8 protein-coding genes are annotated in these 3,813 nt (G+C 48.9%); 1 reads left to right on the top strand and 7 read right to left on the bottom strand.

Translation table 11 applies throughout. The features are described 5' to 3' along the window. Positions 1–70: 70 nt before the first annotated feature. From H6G26_RS44100 to H6G26_RS39735, 6 genes are all read right to left on the bottom strand, one after another. Positions 71–193 (bottom strand): hypothetical protein, encoded by a 123-nt coding sequence (locus H6G26_RS44100; protein ID WP_277883967.1) that lies wholly within the window; start codon positions 191–193, stop codon positions 71–73. 115 nt (positions 194–308) lie between these two features. Beyond that, complete coding sequence (locus tag H6G26_RS39760) at positions 309–698, bottom strand: cupin domain-containing protein (protein WP_190737417.1); 390 nt, start codon at positions 696–698, stop codon at positions 309–311. Positions 699–756: 58 nt separating this feature from the next. After that, a complete protein-coding gene (locus H6G26_RS39755) occupies positions 757–1,170 on the bottom strand; it encodes a hypothetical protein (RefSeq protein ID WP_190737415.1) in 414 nt (137 codons plus the stop codon). After that, on the bottom strand, positions 1,163–1,978 hold the full coding sequence (locus tag H6G26_RS39750; protein WP_347242599.1) for an alpha/beta fold hydrolase: 816 nt from the start codon (positions 1,976–1,978) through the stop codon (positions 1,163–1,165). Before H6G26_RS39750 ends, H6G26_RS39755 begins: the two co-directional genes overlap by 8 nt. A 321-nt stretch (positions 1,979–2,299) precedes the next feature. After that, positions 2,300–2,650, bottom strand: a complete 351-nt coding sequence (locus H6G26_RS39740; protein WP_190737413.1) for a hypothetical protein — start codon at positions 2,648–2,650, stop codon at positions 2,300–2,302. A 115-nt stretch (positions 2,651–2,765) separates the two neighbouring features. Continuing rightward, positions 2,766–3,236 carry a nuclear transport factor 2 family protein gene (locus tag H6G26_RS39735; protein ID WP_190737411.1) on the bottom strand — a complete coding sequence of 157 codons (471 nt, stop codon included), beginning with the start codon at positions 3,234–3,236 and terminating at the stop codon, positions 2,766–2,768. Positions 3,237–3,383: 147 nt separating this feature from the next. On the opposite strand from H6G26_RS39735, the gene H6G26_RS39730 reads away from it, so the two are divergent. After that, on the top strand, positions 3,384–3,536 hold the full coding sequence (locus H6G26_RS39730) for a hypothetical protein (protein ID WP_190737409.1): 153 nt from the start codon (positions 3,384–3,386) through the stop codon (positions 3,534–3,536). A gap of 84 nt (positions 3,537–3,620) precedes the next feature. Here H6G26_RS39730 and H6G26_RS39725 read toward each other — a convergent pair. Beyond that, positions 3,621–3,813, bottom strand: a 193-nt coding sequence (locus H6G26_RS39725) for a hypothetical protein (protein WP_199327284.1), incomplete at its 5' end; no start/stop codon positions are given.

The raw sequence follows: 3,813 nt of genomic DNA, 5'->3' as shown, positions 1-3,813 counted from the left end.
AGTGTTACTTAGAATCCGCTCTGCACTGATAAATCACAATTTGGGTTTCATTTCTCCAAACCATTATCAATCATGGGTTTTGTCTTATTTCAGTGCCATTCGCCTGATGACCTTTCGCTTCTAGATGTTGGATGACCGCGTTCCAAGCAGAACCATCGTGCCACGAGCCGTGAACTAAGACAAAGGTTGACATTGGATGACTCCTTGCAATGCGGGATGAATATTCTGTTCTAAAGCACGGATTGCCGACTCGTCAGCAGTAGTGGTGGTTTGAGCTGTTTGTGAATTCATAGTTTTGAGCGATTGGATTAGAGTGATGCGGTTGCCTCAATTTCAGGTGCATAAATCGTTTCGTCTTCTTTGCGCCAAGCTGGATCGACTAGACAAAGGAAAACAATAGGTTCGTCGCCATAGTTGTGAAGGAACTGAATTGCATTTGGAGGAATGTAAACTGTATCGCCTGGTTCAATGCGACAAACTTCACTGTCGATCGACATTTCTCCAACACCGCTAATGATGTAATAAACCTCAGAAGTCTTTAGAGAATGAGGAATCGAAGTTTTGCCAACAGGCAAGATCGCATGCGCCAAACTGTAACGCAAGTTGATGTCTTGTTTGTCAGGATGAAGCAGTTCGCGCAGAACAGTTCCATCTCCAGCAATAATTTCTTCACAGTCGTTTAGTTTTTGGATCAGCATACGTTTAGGCTTGCAATTACACAATCGGAGCAAGTTCAAAATCTGTGAATTTTGGAGGTTAAATACTGTTAGAGGTCAGCAACATCATGACATCTGCATGAGCTAACACGACATCGGGGTGGCGTTGCAACGCCGTATTATACTTCATGGCAAACTCATCGCCCAATTCGTCGGGGCTGAGCAGTGTACGAATGTCACTGTCAATCGCTTCAATTGCCTCTGGTGTAACAGGTTCATCAGCATGACGTAACTCATCGATTTGGATAATCAATTCTGAGAGTCGATGCAACCAGGCAAACTGCTCATGACTAATTAGCAGTTGTAGCAATTCACCTCTAGAAACTTGCCCTCGAACTTGCTCATAGGTAAGACGCTCAGTCTCTAGTAAAAGCTTGTGCAGATGCAGTAGTTTGATTCGTAACTCACTCAAGCGGTGATGTTGACTAATCTGATATTGAGATGTGTTAAGCATAAATCCGTCCCATCCTTCCTTCCTGGTAGTCGTTGATCGCCTGGGTGATTTCAGCTTCAGTGTTCATGACAAATGGACCGTAGCGCACGACTGGTTCGTTAAGGGGTACACCTGCAATCAGCAGAAGATCTAGAGGATGTTGAGCATCAGCAGGGTTGGAGATCACTACATCTTTTCCATCTTGAGAAAAGAGCACCATCTGCCCATCATCACCAGGCGCTGGCTCTGTCCCAAACAACCCAGACCCCTCCAGTACATAGACAAAGGCGTTGTACTCTTTTGGTACAGGCTGGATCATCGTTGCCCCTGGTTGCAGTGTGAAGTGGAGGTAGGTTATCGGCGTGCGCGTCTGAATTACAGCTTTTGCCCCTAACGCTTCTCCCGCAATCACCCGCACCGTCACAGACCTATCTTCGGTTTGAGCTACCGGAATCTGAGCCGCTGGAATTTCCTGATAGCGGGGCGGCATCATTTTGTCTCGTTGTGGCAGATTGACCCATAGTTGAATGCCGTGGAGCCGTCCACCAGTTTGGGTAAACATTGACTCCGGCATCTCGGAATGCACGACCCCGGCACCTGCTGTCATCCACTGATTGATGGCGTGCGGCCCGCCGGGAATGACAACCAGTTGACTGTTTTTAATCAGCTTTGGAAGTCTTGCTGCGGTGGACTCAAGCGGCAGAATGCGATCGCTATCTCCATGAATAATCAGAGTCGGCACATCAATGCGGGGCAGATCATCGCGGAAATCGGTGAGCCAGGAAGGTACACAGTCCAAAGTCCCTTTCGCAGAAGCTCCTGCTGCCACATTCCAACTGGCTTGAATGGCGTCGTTACTGATGCGTTGGCGTAGCCTCTCGGAACGAGAATCGCCCAGCAGCACAGTAGGTGATTACTCGATATCCTGCGTTCAGTAAAACTAACATTGTTGCCTTGGGCGATCGCCGCGTTTGCCGCCTCTAAGATGGCTTTAATTCTGCTTCGGTAGCCAGCGCGGTACGCACACCAGCATCGAGATTCATGCGGTCTATAACGACCCAAGCTCAGCGACCCGGCCCGCGGTGACAGCGTGGATTGCAACCGGAGCGCGAGAGCCGGGTTCGCTGCAGCGCCTTGTTAGGCAGCAAAATCACCGCGCACCCCGGCTGACGCGACGAAACCAGGCCCCACTTGCTGCTCCTGCTAAAGCGATTGTGGAGTAAGCCGCTAAAATAGCGACTCCAACAGGAATTAACGGACCGCCGGGCAGAAAACAAAGCATATACGTCAGTTGACCAAGAATAATACCGGCATAGTGCGACCAAACATGTTTAGGCCGAGCAAGGCCAACGATAAGGCCAACAATAAGAAGTGCTGCGGAATAATAAAAACCTTTCGCATCCCACGGTTCGACCTGCCCGGATAAAAATGGTGACAAGGCCCATACCATTGCGCCGCCCACAAACGAGAACAAAAAATTTATGGCTAACTCTCTTTTCATTCTTCACGCTCGCTGCCTAACGACCAAGCTCACCGGACGCAGATAACCTTGAAAACTCAACCGACCAAATTGTAGCGTTCCGGTGCAGCGCATGGTTAGGCGTCGTAAGCTGCTATTACACCTCGAACTCCGGCCGGTTCGGAGCGATTTTGATGGTCCAAGTCCCCTTCTGGCTGAAAGTGCGAGCGGTCGCGAAAGTATCCTCCATGAACTGAAAGTACACGATCTTCCCGTTACGCACCTTTGCGTGGATCGAGAACGGTGAGGTCACCGCCTTGCTCAGCGAGACCGAGCGGTACGTGAACCTGCCGAACACAGCAACGTTCTCGCCTTCACCAAAAAGGGCGGTAACGGCGAAGTCCTCATGCGTCCACCATTTCGCAACCCGGGAGAACGTATCGATGAACGCTTGGGGACCTTTGGAGGTTCCCGTCCAAGGCAAGATTTGCTTCAGTTCAGGGTTGTCGAAATTCAGGGAAATGTATGTTGCGTCCTCCGCGACGAGCCGACGGGCAGCCGCCTCGACCTTTTCGGTTGCCGTATTCGCCAGAAACTCTTTGATCACTTCGGTCGGTTGAGTATTCATGGTACGATTCCTTTCTTTAGTTTTGTGGTGGTGAGGTAGAAGACACTTTGGACATCATCATCAACTCCTAAGTTCTCTTTGTCTTAGTTCACTTGAGTGTAGTCAGTTCCAACACTCAACTTCTTGCAGATTTTTATGGAGTTTCCTATGGAATTAGCGAACCGATTTCAGTTTTGCTTTAGTGAGTCGCTTGAAGTGCTGTGTCAAACATTTCGCACTGCCGAGCGACTACTGCGCTGCCAACCCACCACCATAAAGACTGCATCATTAGATCGCTCTGTAGACTTGATATGTAATTAACACGCATGACTTTCCCTACTCTCTTGGCCTATGAAACTAGACCAGCCACGATGCTTGTTCTGATGAAGATTGAATTACCTTGATTTAGACGAAATCTTCCATGATCAGAGAGTGATTTAAGCCGCCAGCAGCAACGCTACCCTGAAAAACAGCAGCGGCGATCACTTGCATGGGTGAAGTGATGTCACCTGCCGCATAAACGCCTTTGACGCTAGTTTCGTTAAAAACATTGGTCGTCTTGATTAAATTGAATTCATTCAACTCACAGCCTAACTTT

It is taken from the genome of Nostoc sp. FACHB-888 (assembly GCF_014696655.1).
GTDB lineage: Bacteria > Cyanobacteriota > Cyanobacteriia > Cyanobacteriales > Nostocaceae > Nostoc.
The sequence above is the reverse complement of the archived record's forward strand: the minus strand, read 5'-3'. Positions and strand labels throughout refer to the sequence as shown.

Coding starts and splice junctions, on each gene's coding strand:
- H6G26_RS39740 (WP_190737413.1), bottom strand. CDS start 2,650: ATGAAAAGAGAGTTAGCCATAAATTTTTTGTTCTCGTTTGTGGGCGGC.
- H6G26_RS44100 (WP_277883967.1), bottom strand. CDS start 193: ATGTCAACCTTTGTCTTAGTTCACGGCTCGTGGCACGATGGTTCTGCT.
- H6G26_RS39730 (WP_190737409.1), top strand. CDS start 3,384: ATGGAATTAGCGAACCGATTTCAGTTTTGCTTTAGTGAGTCGCTTGAA.
- H6G26_RS39735 (WP_190737411.1), bottom strand. CDS start 3,236: ATGAATACTCAACCGACCGAAGTGATCAAAGAGTTTCTGGCGAATACG.
- H6G26_RS39755 (WP_190737415.1), bottom strand. CDS start 1,170: ATGCTTAACACATCTCAATATCAGATTAGTCAACATCACCGCTTGAGT.
- H6G26_RS39760 (WP_190737417.1), bottom strand. CDS start 698: ATGCTGATCCAAAAACTAAACGACTGTGAAGAAATTATTGCTGGAGAT.